Source organism: Micrococcus sp. KBS0714 (assembly GCF_002008305.4).
GTDB lineage: Bacteria > Actinomycetota > Actinomycetes > Actinomycetales > Micrococcaceae > Micrococcus > Micrococcus luteus.
Genome location: NZ_CP042169.1, coordinates 1,345,467 through 1,360,110 on the forward strand (window position 1 = coordinate 1,345,467; position 14,644 = coordinate 1,360,110).

Annotated in this window: 14 protein-coding genes; all 14 read right to left on the bottom strand. The window is 73.9% G+C overall.

Annotation, left to right across the window (positions count from 1 at the left end; all coding sequences use genetic code 11):
- Positions 1-64: 64 nt before the first annotated feature.
- The 14 genes from gmk to aroC all read right to left on the bottom strand — a co-directional run bounded on the left by gmk (position 65) and on the right by aroC (position 14,609).
- Positions 65-715 (bottom strand): guanylate kinase, encoded by a 651-nt coding sequence (gene gmk / locus B1A86_RS06180; protein WP_078025473.1) that lies wholly within the window; start codon positions 713-715, stop codon positions 65-67.
- A 71-nt stretch (positions 716-786) separates the two neighbouring features.
- On the bottom strand, positions 787-1,101 hold the full coding sequence (gene mihF, locus B1A86_RS06185; RefSeq protein WP_010078601.1) for an integration host factor, actinobacterial type: 315 nt from the start codon (positions 1,099-1,101) through the stop codon (positions 787-789).
- A 138-nt stretch (positions 1,102-1,239) separates the two neighbouring features.
- Positions 1,240-2,127 carry an orotidine-5'-phosphate decarboxylase gene (gene pyrF, locus B1A86_RS06190; protein WP_078025474.1) on the bottom strand — a complete coding sequence of 296 codons (888 nt, stop codon included), beginning with the start codon at positions 2,125-2,127 and terminating at the stop codon, positions 1,240-1,242.
- On the bottom strand, positions 2,124-5,429 hold the full coding sequence (gene carB / locus B1A86_RS06195) for a carbamoyl-phosphate synthase large subunit (protein ID WP_078025475.1): 3,306 nt from the start codon (positions 5,427-5,429) through the stop codon (positions 2,124-2,126). Before carB ends, pyrF begins: the two co-directional genes overlap by 4 nt.
- Before the next feature lie 3 nt (positions 5,430-5,432).
- A complete protein-coding gene (carA, locus tag B1A86_RS06200) occupies positions 5,433-6,617 on the bottom strand; it encodes a glutamine-hydrolyzing carbamoyl-phosphate synthase small subunit (protein ID WP_036336598.1) in 1,185 nt (394 codons plus the stop codon).
- Positions 6,614-7,240 (bottom strand): hypothetical protein, encoded by a 627-nt coding sequence (locus B1A86_RS06205; RefSeq protein WP_012750893.1) that lies wholly within the window; start codon positions 7,238-7,240, stop codon positions 6,614-6,616. Before B1A86_RS06205 ends, carA begins: the two co-directional genes overlap by 4 nt.
- The gene (locus B1A86_RS06210) at positions 7,237-8,616 is read right to left on the bottom strand and encodes a dihydroorotase (protein WP_036313718.1); all 1,380 of its coding nucleotides are present in this window, start codon (positions 8,614-8,616) and stop codon (positions 7,237-7,239) included. The genes B1A86_RS06205 and B1A86_RS06210 overlap by 4 nt, the downstream gene beginning before the upstream one ends.
- Positions 8,613-9,596, bottom strand: coding sequence for an aspartate carbamoyltransferase catalytic subunit (locus tag B1A86_RS06215; RefSeq protein WP_036313715.1), 984 nt, complete (start codon positions 9,594-9,596; stop codon positions 8,613-8,615). The genes B1A86_RS06210 and B1A86_RS06215 overlap by 4 nt, the downstream gene beginning before the upstream one ends.
- A gap of 3 nt (positions 9,597-9,599) precedes the next feature.
- A complete protein-coding gene (gene pyrR, locus B1A86_RS06220) occupies positions 9,600-10,208 on the bottom strand; it encodes a bifunctional pyr operon transcriptional regulator/uracil phosphoribosyltransferase PyrR (protein ID WP_036313707.1) in 609 nt (202 codons plus the stop codon).
- A gap of 169 nt (positions 10,209-10,377) precedes the next feature.
- On the bottom strand, positions 10,378-10,830 hold the full coding sequence (nusB, locus tag B1A86_RS06225) for a transcription antitermination factor NusB (protein ID WP_044659811.1): 453 nt from the start codon (positions 10,828-10,830) through the stop codon (positions 10,378-10,380).
- Positions 10,823-11,386: an elongation factor P gene (gene efp, locus B1A86_RS06230; RefSeq protein WP_002857030.1), complete on the bottom strand. Its 564-nt coding sequence runs from the start codon at positions 11,384-11,386 to the stop codon at positions 10,823-10,825. Before efp ends, nusB begins: the two co-directional genes overlap by 8 nt.
- Positions 11,387-11,506: 120 nt before the next feature.
- A complete protein-coding gene (aroB, locus tag B1A86_RS06235; protein ID WP_041103694.1) occupies positions 11,507-12,676 on the bottom strand; it encodes a 3-dehydroquinate synthase in 1,170 nt (389 codons plus the stop codon).
- Complete coding sequence (locus tag B1A86_RS06240) at positions 12,673-13,377, bottom strand: shikimate kinase (protein ID WP_052520057.1); 705 nt, start codon at positions 13,375-13,377, stop codon at positions 12,673-12,675. Before B1A86_RS06240 ends, aroB begins: the two co-directional genes overlap by 4 nt.
- A complete protein-coding gene (gene aroC, locus B1A86_RS06245) occupies positions 13,374-14,609 on the bottom strand; it encodes a chorismate synthase (RefSeq protein ID WP_078025476.1) in 1,236 nt (411 codons plus the stop codon). The genes B1A86_RS06240 and aroC overlap by 4 nt, the downstream gene beginning before the upstream one ends.
- Between the last annotated feature and the right edge of the window lie 35 nt (positions 14,610-14,644).

A 14,644-nucleotide genomic window follows, 5' to 3' on the forward strand; every position in this document is an offset into this window, starting at 1 on the left:
GGTCTCCAAAGTCTTCATCTCACTGTCACGTCGGCGCCGGGTGCGGCGTCGGTGCGGCCGGTCCTCAGGCCTCGGTCGGACGGCGCTCGGGGTCCAGCCCCATGAGTCTCACCAGTTCCTCGGCGGCCCGCTCCACGCGGTCGTTCACGACGACGGCGTCGAACTCGGGTTCCGCGGCGAGTTCCAGTCTAGCCGTTTCGAGCCGGCGGCGCTGTTCCTCCGGGCTCTCGGTGCCGCGGCCGAGCAACCGGGACACGAGTTCCTCCCAGCTCGGCGGCGCCAGGAACACGAAGGTGGCCTCCGGCAGCGCACGGCGGACCTGGCGCGCTCCCTGCAGGTCGATCTCCAGCAGGACGTGGCGGCCCTGCGCCACGGCCTCCATCACGCGGTCGCGCCGCGTGCCGTAGCGGTGGACGCCGTGCACGACGGCCCATTCCAGCATCTCGTCCGCCTCGACGAGGGAGTCGAACTCCTCCGGCGTCGTGAAGTAGTAGTGCACCCCGTCCTCCTCGCCCGGGCGCGCCGGGCGGGTGGTGGCGGAGACGGACAGCCAGGCCTCGGGGTAGTGCTCGCGGACATAGGCCGACACGGTGCCCTTGCCGACGGCGGTGGGGCCGGCCAGGACGGTGACGCCCGGGCCCGGGGGGCGTTCCTGGACGACGGTGCGGGCCACCGGGACGGCGGGGGCGGGTCCGGGGTCGAACGTGTCGGTCACGCATCCTCCTGGTGGGACGGGCCTCGCAGACCCGTCACCCGGGCCGGCGCCGACCCGCCGGGATGTGGGGGTCACCGGCCAATATAGGCGATCAGCGCCTCGCGCTGACGACGGCCCAGGCCGCCCAGCCGACGCCGCGGCGAGATGCCGCACCCCGCCATCGCCTCCCGGGCCCGGACCTCGCCCACGCCCGGCAGGGCCAGCAGCAGGTCCACGGTCCGCAGACGGGCGACGGCGTCGTCGGCGTCCGCGCGCGCGAAAATGTCGGCCAGGCCGACCTCACCGGCGGCGAAGGCCGCCTTGAGCTCCGCCCGCGCCTGGCGGGCCTGGAGGGCCTTCCTCCGGGCCTCCGCCCTCTCCTGCACACTGAGCTGCCGCAACGCCATGGGTCTGACCTCGATGCCTCTCGTTCCCCACCGGCCCCGTCGTGACCCTTCCATGGTCAAGGACGACGAGCACAGCCGATCGAAAGGGAAGATACCATCCCGTCCACACGGCACGGGCGCGCCGGGAGGACGCGGGCGTCACCGCAGGGCGGCGCGATTCTCCTCGATCGTGTCCACCAGCGAGGCCACCGACGGGCCCGCGCTCAGGATGCCGCGGGACGAGGTCGCCAAGACCTGCGGCCAGGCCGTCCCGAAGTCGGCCCGCATGCCCCGGGCCGTGGCGCCCTGGGCACCGAACCCGGGCGCCAGCAGGGGCCCGCCGAGGGCCGGCAGGTCCAGGCCGAGGCGGTCCGCCTCGGCGGCCACCGTGGCGCCCAAGACGAGTCCCACCGGCCCCCACGCGTCGTCGCCGCGCAGGGCCGCGTTCTCGGCGGCCGCCGCCGCGGCGATGCGCCGGGCGACCGATCCCTCGGCCGACCCCTCGCCCACGTGCTGGACCTCGCGGCCCTCCGGATTGGAGGTCAGCGCGAGGACGAACACGCCGCGGCCGACCTCGTGGGCGGCGCGGATGGTCGGCACGAGGGTGCCGAAACCCAGGTACGGGCTGAGCGTCACCGCATCCGCGGCCAGGGGCGAGGCGTCGGCGATCCACGCGGCGGCGTAGCCGTCCATGGTGGAGCCGATGTCACCGCGCTTGGCGTCCGCGATCGTGAGCACCCCGGCGTCCCGGGCGGCCGCGAGCAGCCGCTCCAGGGCCGCCAGGCCGGCCGATCCGTGGCGCTCGTACAGCGCCACCTGGGGCTTGATCGCCGCCACGCGGGGCCCCTCGGGACCCACCGCCGCCTCGAGGGCGGTCAGGGAGAACGCCTCGAGGCCCGCCGGGGTGTCGCTCAGGCCCCACTGCCGCAGCAGGCCCGGATGGGGGTCCACGCCGAGGCACAGCGGACCGGCCGTCTCCATGGCGTGGGCCAGCCGCCGCCCGAAGGGGGCGCGGGGCCCCGCGCCGCCCGTCGCCGTCGTGGTCACGCCGCGGCCTCCGGACCGGCGACAGCCTGCTGCAGGCGCGCGTCGTGCTCCTGCAGTGAGGTGACGGACCACTCGTAGGACCGCATGGCCTCGATGGCCTGCAGGCACGCCCCGAATTCGGCCGTGGTCGTGATCACCGGCACGCCGAGCGACGTCGCGGCCGCGCGGATCTCGTAGCCGTCCGTGCGGGCGTCGCCGCCGGAGGGCGTGTTCAGCACGAGGTCGACGGTGCCGGCGTGCAGCTGCTCCAGCACGGTGCCCGCGCCGTCCTCGTGCCCGGCGTCGGCGATCTTCGCCACGACCTCCGCGGGGATGCCGTTGCGCCGCAGCACCTCGGCGGTGCCGCCGGTGGAGACCACCTGGAAGCCGAGGTCGACGAGGCGCTTGGCCTGGCCCACGAGGGTGCGCTTGTCCCGGTTGGCGACCGACACGAACACGCGCCCCGAGGTGGGCAGCGGGCCGCCGGCGGCGGACTGGGACTTGGCGAACGCGGTGTCGAAGTGCTTGTCGATGCCCATGACCTCGCCCGTCGAGCGCATCTCCGGGCCCAGCAGCGAGTCGACCACGCGGCCCTCCGCGGTGCGGAAGCGGGTGAACGGCAGCACCGCCTCCTTGACCGCCACGGGCGCGCCGATCGGCAGGGTGCCGCCGTCGTACGCCGTGGGCAGCATGCCCGCCGCGCGCAGGTCGGCGATGCTCTCGCCGACGCCGATCCGCGCGGCCGCCTTGGCCAGCTGGACGCCCGTGGCCTTCGAGACGAACGGCACGGTCCGCGAGGCGCGCGGGTTCGCCTCGATCACGTACAGCACGTCCGAGGCGAGCGCGAACTGGATGTTGATCAGGCCGCGCACGCCGACGCCGGCCGCTATCCGCTCGGTGGCGCGGTGCACGCGCTCGAGCACGTCCGGGCCCAGGGTGACGGGAGGCAGCACGCACGCGGAGTCACCCGAGTGGATGCCCGCCTCCTCGATGTGCTCCATGACGCCGCCGAGGTACAGCTCGGTGCCGTCGTAGAGGGCGTCGACGTCGATCTCGATCGCGTCCTCGAGGAAGCGGTCCACGAGCATCGGCTGGTCGGGGGTGATCTCCGTGGCGTGCTCCACGTAGTGGGCCAGTGCTTCCTCGGAGTACACGATCTCCATGCCGCGGCCGCCGAGCACGTAGGAGGGGCGCACGAGCACGGGGTAGCCGATCTCGTCCGCCACGCGCTTGGCGTCGTCGAAGGAGACCGCCGTGCCGTTCTTCGGCGCCACCAGGCCCGCGCGCTCGAGCACGAGCGCGAACTCGCCGCGGTGCTCGGCCAGGTCGATGGCCGCGGGCGAGGTGCCCAGGATCGGCACGCCGGCGTCGGCGAGCTGCTGGGCCAGCTTGAGCGGGGTCTGACCGCCGAGCTGCACGAAGACGCCGCGCACGCCGCCGGAGGCCTCCTCTGCCGCGATGACCTCCAGGACGTCCTCGAGCGTGAGCGGCTCGAAGTAGAGGCGATCGGAGATGTCGTAGTCCGTGGATACCGTCTCCGGGTTGCAGTTGACCATCACGGTCTCGTAGCCAGCCTCGCGCAGCGCCATGGTGGCGTGCACGCACGAGTAGTCGAACTCGATGCCCTGGCCGATCCGGTTCGGGCCCGAGCCGAGGATGATCACCGACTCGCCCTCGTGCGGGGCGACCTCGGTCTCGAGGTCGTAGCTGGAGTACCGGTACGGGGTGAAGGCCTCGAACTCGGCGGCACAGGTGTCCACGGTCTTGTAGACGGGGCGCACGCCCAGGGCGTGACGCACGCCGCGCACGACCGCGGCGTCCATGTGCCGCAGCGAGCCGATCTGGGCGTCGGAGAACCCGTGCCGCTTGGCGCGGCGCAGCAGGGCCTCGTCGAGGACCTCGGCGTCGCGGATCTCGTCCGCGACCTCGTTGATGAGCACGAACTGGTCCAGGAACCACGGGTCGATCGCGGTGGCCTCGAAGGCCTCCTCGATCGTGGCGCCGGCGTAGAGCGCCTGCTGGGTCTGGGAGAGCCGGTCGGTGGTGGCCGTGCTCGCCGCCGCGAGCAGGGCCTGCGGGTCGGCGTCCTGCGGGAACGCGAGCTCCGAGCCCTTCTGCTCGAGCGAGCGCAGGGCCTTCTGCAGGGCCTCCGTGAAGTTGCGGCCGATGGCCATGGCCTCGCCGACCGACTTCATGGTGGTGGTCAGCGTGGGATCCGCCGCCGGGAACTTCTCGAACGCGAAGCGCGGGACCTTCACGACCACGTAGTCCAGGACCGGCTCGAAGGACGCCGGGGTCTTCTGGGTGATGTCGTTGGGGATCTCGTCCATCGTGTAGCCCAGGGCCAGCTTGGTGGCGATCTTGGCGATCGCGAAGCCGGTGGCCTTCGAGGCCAGCGCCGAGGAGCGGGAGACGCGCGGGTTCATCTCGATGACGACGACGCGCCCGTCCACGGGGTTCACCGCGAACTGGATGTTGCAGCCGCCGGTGTCCACGCCGACCTCGCGGATGACGTTGATCGAGATGTCCCGCAGCTTCTGGTACTCGCGGTCCGTCAGCGTCATGGCCGGGGCCACGGTGATGGAGTCGCCGGTGTGCACGCCCACGGGGTCCACGTTCTCGATGGAGCAGACGACGACGACGTTGTCGTTCTTGTCCCGCATCATCTCCAGCTCGTACTCCTTCCAGCCGAGGATGGACTCCTCGAGCAGGACCTCGGAGGTCGGGCTGTACTGCAGGCCGGCGCCGCAGATGCGGTACAGGTCGGCCTCGTCGTAGGCCATGCCGGAGCCGAGGCCGCCCATCGTGAACGAGGGGCGCACCACCACGGGGTACTTCAGGTCCTCGACGGCGGCCAGGGCCTCCTCCATCGTGTGCACGATGTGGGACCGGGCGGACTCGCCGCCGGCACGCTCCACGACGCCCTTGAACAGCTCGCGGTTCTCGCCGAGCTCGATGGCCTCGATGTTCGCGCCGATCAGCTCGACGCCGAAGCGCTCGAGCACCCCGTCCTTGTCGAGGGCGATGGCGGTGTTCAGCGCCGTCTGGCCGCCCAGGGTGGGCAGCAGGGCGTCCGGGCGCTCCTTCTCGATGATCTTGGCGACCACGGCCGGGGTGATGGGCTCGACGTAGGTGGCGTCGGCCAGCTCCGGGTCGGTCATGATCGTGGCCGGGTTGGAGTTGACGAGGACGACGCGGACGCCCTCCTCCTTGAGGACGCGGATGGCCTGGGTGCCGGAGTAGTCGAACTCGGCGGCCTGGCCGATCACGATGGGGCCGGAGCCGATGACCAGGACGGACTTCAGGTCGGTGCGCTTGGGCATGGATCAGGCTCCTTCGGTGGCGGGGGTGGTGGCGGCGCGGTGCTCGGTGAGCAGCTGCACGAAGCGGTCGAACAGGTCGAGGGTGTCGTTGGGGCCGGCCGCGGACTCCGGGTGGAACTGCACGGAGAAGGCGGGCCGGTCGAGCAGGCGCAGGCCCTCGACGACCTGGTCGTTCAGGGACCAGTGGGAGACCTCGACGCGGCCGAAGCGCGACTCCGGCGCCTCGATCGGCTCGCCGAGGGGGGCGGCCACGGCGAAGCCGTGGTTCTGGGAGGTGATGGCCACGCGGCCCGTGGCCTTGTCCAGCACCGGCTGGTTCGGGCCGCGGTGGCCGAACTTCAGCTTGTAGGTGTCGAAGCCGAGCGCGCGGCCGAAGATCTGGTTGCCGAAGCAGATGCCGAAGAACGGCAGGCCGGCGTCGAGGACCTCGCGCAGCAGCTCCACCTGGGCGTCTGCCGTGGCCGGGTCGCCGGGGCCGTTGGACAGGAAGACGCCGTCCGGGTCCACGGCGCGGATGCCGGCCAGGTCCGTGGCCGCGGGCAGCACGTGCACGCGGATGCCGCGGGAGGCCAGGTGCCGCGGCGTGGCGGCCTTGATGCCGAGGTCGAGGGCGGCGATCTCGGCGATCGGCTCGCCCTCCCAGCCGTGCTCGGCCGGCTCGATGACGTACGGCTGCTCCGTGGTGACGGACTCCGCGAGGCGGGCGCCGGCCATCGACGGCTGGGCGCGCACCTCCGCCAGCAGCTCGGCCTCCGGGCGGGCGGCGTGCTCGCCGGAGAACACGCCGGCGCGCATCGAGCCCTCGGTGCGCAGGCGGCGGGTGATGGCCCGGGTGTCGACCTCGCGGATCCCGACGACGCCGAACGCCTCGAGCTCCTCGTCGAGGGTGCGCTCGGCGCGCCAGTTGGACGGACGCCGGGCCGCGTCGCGGACCACGTAGCCGGCGGCGAAGATCGCCCGCGACTCGCGGTCGGCGTCGTTGACCCCGGTGTTGCCGATGTGCGGGGAGGTCTGCACGATGATCTGCCCCGCGTAGGACGGGTCGGTGAGGGTCTCCTGGTAGCCGGTCATGCCCGTGGTGAACACGGCCTCGCCTAGGGTGCGGCCGCGGGCGCCGTAGGCCCGGCCGCGGTGGACGGTGCCGTCCTCGAGGACGAGCAGGGCCAGGTCGTCGGTGGGGGTGCTCATCGGGGGTCTCCTTCTCCTGCGCGGCCGGCCGGGTCGGCCGGGGCGGGGTCGATGATGGTCTGCAGGGCGGCGAGGAGCCGGTCGCGGTCCTCGGGGCGGTCGGGGCGGAAGGCGGAGGTGAGTTCGACGTCGCCGAGGCGCCAGCCCCAGGCGACGAGCCCGCCCGGCTCGACGAACTTGCCGGCGATCCCGCCGGACAGGCCGGCCTCGACGAGGTCGTCCGCGGGGATGAACAGGTTGGCGGCCCCGGGGCGGAGCACGAGCAGGCCGCGGTGGGTGCCGGCGTCGTGGACCTCGAGGACGGCGCGCGAGCGCAGGCCCAGGCCGTGCACCGCCACGCGGTCCAGTCGGTCCTCGCCGCGCACCGTGCCCACGTGCATGCCCTCCGCGGACAGCGTCGGCTCGGCGTCGTAGAGGGCCGTCGGCACGGGGGCCGGGGCCGGGATCCCGGCCTGCGCCCGGCGGCGGGCCCGCCACCCGAGGGCCAGCAGGCCGAGCAGCACGAGGACGACGGCCAGGGTGCCCAGGGTCACCGGCAGCCACACGTCCGCGTAGTCCTTCGTCGGGGTCCGCGGCGGGACGGGACGGGCCGCCAGGGCGGCGGCCAGGGAGGTGATGCTCACGCGCGCTCCCCCGTCTCCGTCAGGGCCGGGTGGCGGTACGGCCGGGCGGGGGCGCCGTCGGCGACGACGCGGGCGCCGCGGTAGACCGTGTGGCGTACCGCGCCCGGCAGCTCCATGCCCCGGTACGGGCTGTTGCGGGACTTGGTCAGGTGCTGCTCGGGGTCCACGGTGCGGCGGGCCTGCGGGTCCACGAGCACGAGGTTGGCCACGGCGCCGACGCGCGGGACGCCGCGCTCGTCGGCCTGGCCCTGGTCGGTCAGGCCGGCGATCCGGGCCGGCGCCGTGGACATCACGCGGGCGACGCCGGCCCAGTCCATCAGGCCGGTGTCCACCATCGCCTGCTGCACCACGGACAGGGCGGTCTCGAGGCCCGTCATGCCCATCGCCGCGACCGTCCACTCGCACTGCTTGGTCTCGGCGGTGTGTGGGGCGTGGTCGGTGCCCACGGTGTCGATGGTGCCGTCGGCCAGCCCGGCGCGCAGGGCCATCACGTCGGACTCGCGGCGCAGCGGCGGGTTGACCTTGAACACGGGGTCGTAGGAGCGGACGAGCTCCTCGGTGAGCAGCAGGTGGTGCGGGGTGACCTCGGCGGTCACGGCCACGCCCTGGGCCTTGGCCCAGCGGATCAGCTCGACGGAGCCGGCCGTGGAGACGTGGCACACGTGCAGGCGGGAGTCCACGTGCTGGGCCAGCAGCACGTCACGGGCGATGATGGCCTCCTCCGCCACGGCGGGCCAGCCGGCCAGGCCGAGGACGCCGGAGAGCTCGGACTCGTTCATCTGGGCGCCGGCGGTGAGGTTCGGCTCCTGCGCGTGCTGGGCCACGAAGCCGCCGAAGGACTTCACGTACTCGAGCGCACGGCGCATCAGCACGGCGTCGTGGACGCACATGCCGTCGTCGGAGAACATCCGCACGCGGGCCTGCGAGTCGGCCATCGCGCCGAGGTCGGCCAGGGCCTCGCCGGCCAGGCCCACGGTCACCGCGCCCACGGGGTGCACATCGCACCAGCCCGCGTCCCGGCCCAGCCGCCACACCTGCTCCACCACGCCGGCGGTGTCGGCCGTCGGCGTCGAGTTGGCCATCGCGTGGACCGAGGTGAAGCCGCCCATCGCGGCGGCGCGGGTGCCGGTCTCGACCGTCTCCGCGTCCTCCTTGCCGGGCTGGCGCAGATGGGTGTGCAGGTCGACGAGCCCGGGCAGCAGCACCAGGCCGGCGCAGTCGACCTCCTCGGGGGCCGGGTCGAGGCCGGCGGCGTGGGTCGCGGCGTCCGGGCCGAGGGCGGCGATCCGGCCCTCGGCGACGAGCACGTCGGCGGTCTCGCCCGTGGTCAGGCGCGCGCTGCGCAGCAGCAGGGGGGCGGGGCTGGGGGCGCTCACGGGCGGACCTCCTGGTCGTGGTTGAGGACGAGGTGCAGGACCGCCATGCGGACGGACACGCCGTTGGCGACCTGCTCGAGGGCGGTGTTGCGGGGCGAGTCCGCCGCCGCCGGGCTGATCTCCAGGCCGCGGTTCATCGGGCCGGGGTGCATGACCACGGGCTCGTCGAGCAGGGCGCCCCGGCCGGCGGTGAGGCGGGCGAAGCGGTCATCGGTCAGCCCCCAGGTCCGGGTGTACTCCCCTGCGGACGGGAAGAAGGCGCCGCCCATTCGCTCGGCCTGGACGCGGAGCATCATGACGGCGTCGGGGCCGGCGTCGAGGGCCTCGTCCAGCGAGTAGGTGACCTGGCACGGCCACGCGGCCACGCCCACGGGCAGCAGGGTGGGCGGGGCGGCCAGGGTGACCTGTGCGCCCAGCGTGCTGAGCAGCCACACGTTGGACCGGGCCACGCGCGAGTGCAGGATGTCCCCCACGATCACCACGCGCATGCCGGTCAGGTCCCGGCCGACCAGGTCCTCTCCCGTCGCCGCGGCGAGGCGCCGGCGCAGGGTGAAGGCGTCCAGGAGGGCCTGGGTGGGGTGCTCGTGGGTGCCGTCGCCGGCGTTCACGACGGCGGAGCGCACCCAGCCGGAGTCGGCCAGCTGGCGGGCCGCGCCCGAGGACCAGTGGCGCATCACGATGGCGTCCGCGCCGATGGCCTCGAGCGTCTGGACGGTGTCCTTGAGCGACTCCCCCTTGGAGACGGACGACCCCTTCGCGGAGAAGTTGATCACGTCCGCGGAGAGCCGCTTGGCGGCGGCCTCGAAGGAGATGCGGGTGCGGGTGGAGTCCTCGAGGAAGAGGTTCACCACGGTGCGGCCGCGCAGGGCGGGCAGCTTCTTGACCTCGCGCTGGTTGACGGCGGCCATCTCCTCGGCGGTGTCGAGGACGGCGAGGGCGTCGGCGCGGGAGAGGTCGGCGGTGGACAGCAGGTGGCGCACGGCTCAACCCTCCCGGGTCGCGACACGGTCGACGATGCTCACGGCGTCCTCAGTGACCTCGCCGGTGCCCTCGGGGCCGTCGACCTCCATGAGCCGGACCTGGACGCGCTCGGCGGTGGAGGTCGGCAGGTTCTTGCCCACGAAGTCGGCCCGGACGGGCAGCTCGCGGTGCCCGCGGTCCACGAGGACGGCCAGGCGCACGGCGGCGGGGCGGCCCAGGTCGGCGATCGCGTCGAGGGCGGCCCGGACGGTGCGGCCGGAGAAGAGGACGTCGTCCACGAGCACGACGACGGCGCCGTCGAGGGGGACCTCGGGCAGGCGGGTGGGCATCGGGGTGCGGGCCGTGCCGCGGCGGAGGTCGTCCCGGTAGAGCGTCACGTCCACCTCACCGACGGCGGCGGTGGGGTCGAAGGCCGGCTCGATGCGGGCCAGCAGGGCGCCGAGCCGCCGGGCCAGGGGGGCCCCGCGGCGCGGGATCCCCATCAGGACGAGACCCTCGGCGCCCTTGTTGGACTCGAGGATCTCGTGGGCGATCCGGGTCAGCGCCCGGTCGATCTCGGACGTGGACAGCACGGTCCGGGCAGCACGAGGTGCGGCGGGGTCAGTTCCCATGCCGGCGCCTCCTTCCCCGCCTCACAGGACGGCTCTTAAAGGATGCGTGGTTCGTCCCGGGGCACCGGTGGGCCCCCGCGCGGGACGTCGCCGACTCTACCAGCGAGGCCCGCCCCACGGCGCGGATGACGCGGTGCGGGACGGGCCTCGTGACGGAGCTCTCGGCGGCTCAGGCGAGCAGCGTCGGCTTGACCTGCTGCAGGCGGCCGAGCAGACCGTTGACGAACTCGGGCGAGTCGTCCGTGGACAGCTGGGCGGCCAGGGCGACGGCCTCGGAGATGGCGACGGCGTCCGGCACGTCGTCCTGGAACAGCAGCTCCCAGGCCCCCACGCGCAGGATCGCCCGGTCGACGGCGGGCATGCGGTCCAGGGACCAGCCGCGGGAGTAGGAGCTCAGGGCCTCGTCGAGCCGCTCCTGGTCCGCGATGACGCCTTCCACGAGCCGCTGGGTGTAGGCGTTCACCTGCAGATCGGTGCTCTCGCGGCGGGTGCGGATGCCCTCCAGCGCGCTGGAGCCCCGCTGCTCGGCCTCGAACAGGATCTCCACCGCACGCTGCCGGGAGCGGCTGCGCGCCGTGGTCCCCCGCTTGGCAGCGGAGCCGGCGGAGGCCCGCTCAGTCATTGACGCGGCCGAGGTAGTCGCCGGTGCGGGTGTCGACCTTGACGCGGGTGCCCTGCTCGACGAAGAGCGGCACCTGGATCTCGGCGCCGGTCTCCACGGTGGCGGGCTTGGTGCCGGCGGACGAGCGGTCCCCCTGCAGGCCCGGCTCGGTGTAGGTGATCTCCAGGACCACGGACGCCGGCATCTCGAGGTACAGCGGCGTGCCCTCGTGCAGGGCGATGACGACCTGGGTGTTCTCGAGCATGTACTTCGCGGCGTCGCCGACCACGGCCCCGGGCACGGTGATCTGGTCGTAGTCCTTGACGTCCATGAACACGTAGTCCGCGCCGTCCTGGTAGAGGTACTGGTAGTCGGAGCGGTCCACGGTGGCGAACTCGACCTTGGCGCCGGCGTTGAAGGTCTTGTCCACGACCTTGCCCGTGGTGATGTTCTTCATCTTGGTGCGGACGAACGCGCCGCCCTTGCCCGGCTTGACGTGCTGGAACTCGGTGACGTTCCAGAGCTGGCCCTCCAGCTTCAGGACGGCGCCGTTCTTGATGTCGTTGCTCGTTGCCACGTGTGTGTGCTCCCGATCGGTCTCGCGGACCGTCACGGGTCCGCCTGCAGTGGGTGGGGTCTTGGATGTGCGCGGGCCAGTCTACGGGAGGCCCCGCGCGGGGCCGGGGTCAGCGGCGGCTCACTCTGCGATCTCCTGGTACGCCGCGAAGAGCAGGGACGCGTCCGGGATGTCCACGGTGGTGGGCTGCGCGAGCCCGTCCAGCAGGACGAAGCGCAGCTGGTCGCCGCGGTTCTTCTTGTCCCGGCGGATGCCCTCGAGCAGGGTCTGCCACCGGTCCCCGCGGTAGGAGACGGGCAGGCCCAGGGCTGTCAGCACCGACCAGTGCCGGTCCGCGGTGGCGTCGTCGAGCCGGCCGAGGGATCGGGCCAGCTCGGCCGCGAAGACCAGGCCCACGGACACCGCGGCGCCGTGGCGCCACTGGTAGCGCTCGGCGAGCTCGATCGCGTGCCCCATCGTGTGGCCGTAGTTCAGTGCCTCGCGGGCGCCCGACTCGCGGGGGTCGCGGGAGACGACGTCCGCCTTGACCCGGATCGAGCGCTCGATCAGCTCGCGCAGCCGCGGGGAGTGCGGGTTCTGGGCCTGGGCCGGGTCCTCCTCGATGAGGTCGAGGATCGCGGGGTCGGCGATGAAGCCGCACTTCACGACCTCGGCCAGGCCGGAGATCAGCTCGTTGGCCGGCAGGGTGAGCAGCGTGTCCAGGTCGGCCAGCACGCCGGCCGGATTGTGGAACGCCCCCACCAGGTTCTTGCCCTCGGCGGTGTTGATGCCGGTCTTGCCGCCCACCGCCGCGTCCACCATGCCCAGCAGGGTGGTGGGCATGTGCACGACGCGGATGCCGCGCAGCCACGTGGCCGCCACGAAGCCGGCCAGGTCGGACACGGCGCCGCCGCCCACGGAGACGATCGCGTCCGACCGGGTGAAGTCGTTCTGGCCGAGCACCTGCCAGCAGAACCCGGCCACCTGCAGGTGCTTGCCCTCCTCGGCGTCCGGGATCTCGGCGGTCAGTGCGGTCAGGCCCACGGCCTCGAGGTCGTTCTTGACGACGTCGCCGGTGGCCCGGAGGGCGCGCGGATGGATGACCAGCACGCGTCGGACGGTCGGGCCGAGCAGGTCCGGCAGGCGCGCGAGCAGGCCCCGGCCCACCACCACGTCGTAGCCGCCGTGCACGGCCGCCTCGTGGCCGCCGGCCACGGGGATGACCGTCACGTCCTCGGGTGCGGCCGGAGCGGCCGCGGGCGCCGCCCCCGGTGTCTCCTGCTCGGTGATGTCCGGCTCACGGTCGGTCATGGGTGTGACTCACTCCTTCGGGGGCGGTGGGCGTCCCCCACGATACGCCAGGCCGCTTCGGCGGCCGTCAGGCCTGTGGTGTCGAGCACGAGGTCGGCGACCTCGCGGTACAGCCCCTCGCGTTCGGCGAGGATGCGCCGCCAGGTCCCGGCGGGGTCGCCGGCCAGGACGGGGCGGCCCGCGCCGCCGCCCACGCGGCGCAGCGCCTCCTCCTCTCCGACCGCGAGGTAGACGACGTCGGAGTCCGGCCCGGCCAGCGCGCGGCGGGTGCCCGGATGCAGGACGGCGCCGCCGCCGCACGAGAGGACGCACGGGGTGGGTCGGCCGAGCACATGGCCGATGACGCGCGCCTCCTCCGCCCGGAACGCGGCCTCGCCGTGCTCGGCGAAGAACTCCGGGATCGGGCCGTGGACCTGGGTGAACAGCTCGTCGGAGTCCACGAAGGGCAGCCCGGTCACGGCGGCCAGGGCCCGGCCGACCGTCGTCTTCCCGGCCCCCATCGGGCCGACGAGGACGACCCGGCGGGCCGGGCGCGCGGCCGGGTCCTCGTCGGCCGCGGCGGCCACCGTGGCCGCGGCCGTCAGGCGCGCCTCGAGGGCACCGGTCATGCCCTCCCACGGGCACACGGTGACGGGGCCGGGGACGGGACGCGTGCTCGGGTCCGGTCCCGGGGCCGGCGCGGTCCCGGGGGTGTCGGTCACGGCAGGGGGTCGCCCATCGGGCCGTCCGCCACGACGTCGGCGGCCGGCTCCGGCAGGGCGGGGACCGCGGCCTGGAACGCCTCGAGGTTGCGGCGCGTCTCGGCCACGGAGTCGCCGCCGAACTTCTCGAGCATCGCGTCGGCCAGGACGAGGGCGACCATGGCCTCGGCGACGATGCCCGCGGCGGGCACGGCCGCCACGTCGGAGCGCTGATGGTGGGCCGTGGTCTCCGCGCCCGTGGCGACGTCGACCGTGGGCAGCGCGCGCGGCACCGTGGCGATCGGCTTCATCGCGGCGCTCACGCGCAGCAGCTCGCCCGTCGACATGCCGGCCTCGATGCCGCCGGCCCGGTCGCTCGTGCGCCGGGGGCGGCCGTCCGCGCCGCGGGCGATCCCGTCGTGGGCGGCGGAGCCGCGTCGGGCGGCCGTGGCCAACCCGTCGCCGACCTGCACGCCCTTGATCGCCTGGATGCCCATGAGCGCCCCGGCCAGCCGCGCGTCGAGGCGGCGGTCCCAGTGCACGTGGGAGCCCAGGCCGATCGGCACGCCGTACGCCAGCACCTCCACGACGCCGCCGAGGGTCTCCCCGGCGCGGTGGGCGTCGTCGACCTCGGCGACCATCGCCGCCGAGGTCTGCGGGTCGAGGCAGCGGACCGGGTCGGCGTCGAGGCGGGCCTCGTCCTCGGGGACGGGGAACGGGTGGCCCTCCGGCAGGGCGGCCTCCCCGAAGGCCACGGTGTGGGAGACGATCCGCACGCCGAGCTCGCCGAGGAAGGCGCGGGCGACGGTGCCCAGGGCCACACGGGCGGCGGTCTCACGGGCGGAGGCGCGCTCGAGGAGGGGACGGGCCTCGTCGAAGCCGTACTTCTGCATGCCGGTCAGGTCGGCGTGGCCGGGCCGCGGGCGGGTGAGCGCCGCGTTGCGGGCCAGACCGTCGAGCTCCTCCGCGGGGACGGGATCGGCGGCCATCACCTTCTCCCACTTGGGCCATTCCGTGTTGCCCACCTGGATCGCCACGGGCGAGCCGAGGGTGCGGCCGTGGCGGACGCCGCCGAGGATCGTCACCGCGTCCTGCTCGAACTTCATGCGCGCGCCGCGCCCGTACCCCAGGCGGCGGCGCGCGAGCGCGTCCTGCACGTCCTGCGTCGTGACCGGGATCCCGGCCGGCAGTCCCTCAACGATTCCTGTGAGCGCGGGGCCGTGAGACTCCCCCGCTGTCAACCAGCGCACCATGGCGTGCAGTCTCTCACGCACGGGGCACCGCGCCG

What these genes read in the sequence shown, in the direction of transcription:
- mihF (WP_010078601.1), bottom strand. Translation starts at nt 1,101, where the DNA reads ATGGCGTTGCGGCAGCTCAGTGTGCAGGAGAGGGCGGAGGCCCGGAGG.
- carB (WP_078025475.1), bottom strand. Translation starts at nt 5,429, where the DNA reads ATGCCCAAGCGCACCGACCTGAAGTCCGTCCTGGTCATCGGCTCCGGC.
- carA (WP_036336598.1), bottom strand. Translation starts at nt 6,617, where the DNA reads ATGAGCACCCCCACCGACGACCTGGCCCTGCTCGTCCTCGAGGACGGC.
- pyrR (WP_036313707.1), bottom strand. Translation starts at nt 10,208, where the DNA reads ATGGGAACTGACCCCGCCGCACCTCGTGCTGCCCGGACCGTGCTGTCC.
- nusB (WP_044659811.1), bottom strand. Translation starts at nt 10,830, where the DNA reads ATGACTGAGCGGGCCTCCGCCGGCTCCGCTGCCAAGCGGGGGACCACG.
- aroB (WP_041103694.1), bottom strand. Translation starts at nt 12,676, where the DNA reads ATGACCGACCGTGAGCCGGACATCACCGAGCAGGAGACACCGGGGGCG.
- aroC (WP_078025476.1), bottom strand. Translation starts at nt 14,609, where the DNA reads ATGGTGCGCTGGTTGACAGCGGGGGAGTCTCACGGCCCCGCGCTCACA.